Below are 1,249 nucleotides of genomic sequence, written 5' to 3' on the forward strand. Positions count from 1 at the left end.
AAACTAGCAAAAAATATTCCACCATAGAATATATATTCTTTGGTGGAATATGTATTTTAAGAATTTATACTCTATTATTTTTATTTTTCGTATAATTCTTTGTATTCGTCATCAGTTGCTGGAACTTTTATTTTTCCGTCAATTATTTCTTTAGTTTGAGCTTCAACATACTCTAATATATCAGCTGGAACATTTTTTTCTGAAGTTGGAGCTATACCAACACCTCCAGTTGCTAATGAACCTATTATAACTTCACCTGATTTATAAGAACCATCAACAAAAGCTTTTGCTAAGTTACCAACAGCAACATCTATGTTTTTCATAGCTGAAGTTATTACGTGATCTGGAGCTAAACTATTTTGGTCTCTATCAACACCTATAGCCATTTTATCATTTTCTTTAACTGCTTCTATAGCACCAGTTCCAACAGCACCTGCAGCTGGGAACACTACGTCTACACCATTCTTAATCATTTGATTAGCTATAGATTTTCCTAGAGCTTGATCAGAAAAGCTGTTTGCATATTGTACTGATACTTCTACATCTGGGTTAGCATCTTTAGCACCAGCTTTAAATCCATTTTCGAATTTAGATATAACTACACCTTCCATACCACCTATGAAACCAACTTTATTAGTTTTAGTCATTCTACCAGCTATTAATCCTGTTAAGTACGCTGATGCATTATCTTCAAATAATAAAGAAGTTACGTTTTTAGGTTGTGTTTCGTAAGCATGATCTACTATTGCAAATTGTTGTTCTGGATAAGCTTTAGCCGCTTTAGCTATAGCTTTTTCTAATTTGTATCCAACACCTATTATTAAATCCATTTCTTGGTCTATAAATTGATCTATGTTTGAATCATAATCAGCATCTTGAGTTGATTCTAAAACTTGAACATCTATTTTATCTTTTCCAAGTTCTTTTTGAACTGCTTGTAAACCTTCCCATGAAGATTGGTTAAATGATTCATCATTTACCCCACCAACATCAGTTATCATACCTATTTTTACTTTGTCACCAGATGCTCCATCTTTATTAGATCCACATCCAACCAATAAACCCACAGACATTATCATTGTTAATGATAAAGCTACTAATTTTTTTAATTTCATAAGTTCCTCCTAAAAATTATATATGTTTCGTCTTTTATTTTATACTATTTATTATAATTTATCTATACTATTTTTAATTTTTTTTACATTTTACATCAAAATTTTAGTATTTTTCCTAATTATGATATACTATA

At 30.2% G+C, this 1,249-nt stretch carries 1 protein-coding gene; it reads right to left on the bottom strand.

Annotated elements, in window-relative coordinates:
• Positions 1-80: 80 nt before the first annotated feature.
• Complete coding sequence (locus NSA58_RS20375; RefSeq protein WP_039678475.1) at positions 81-1,115, bottom strand: BMP family lipoprotein; 1,035 nt, start codon at positions 1,113-1,115, stop codon at positions 81-83.
• Positions 1,116-1,249 lie beyond the last annotated feature (134 nt).

This window comes from Terrisporobacter muris, from assembly GCF_024621905.1.
In the GTDB taxonomy this organism is placed as follows: Bacteria; Bacillota; Clostridia; order Peptostreptococcales; family Peptostreptococcaceae; genus Terrisporobacter; species Terrisporobacter muris.

Excerpts from the sequence above, each read along its gene's own strand:
- NSA58_RS20375 (WP_039678475.1), bottom strand. The coding sequence starts at position 1,115 with ATGAAATTAAAAAAATTAGTAGCTTTATCATTAACAATGATAATGTCT.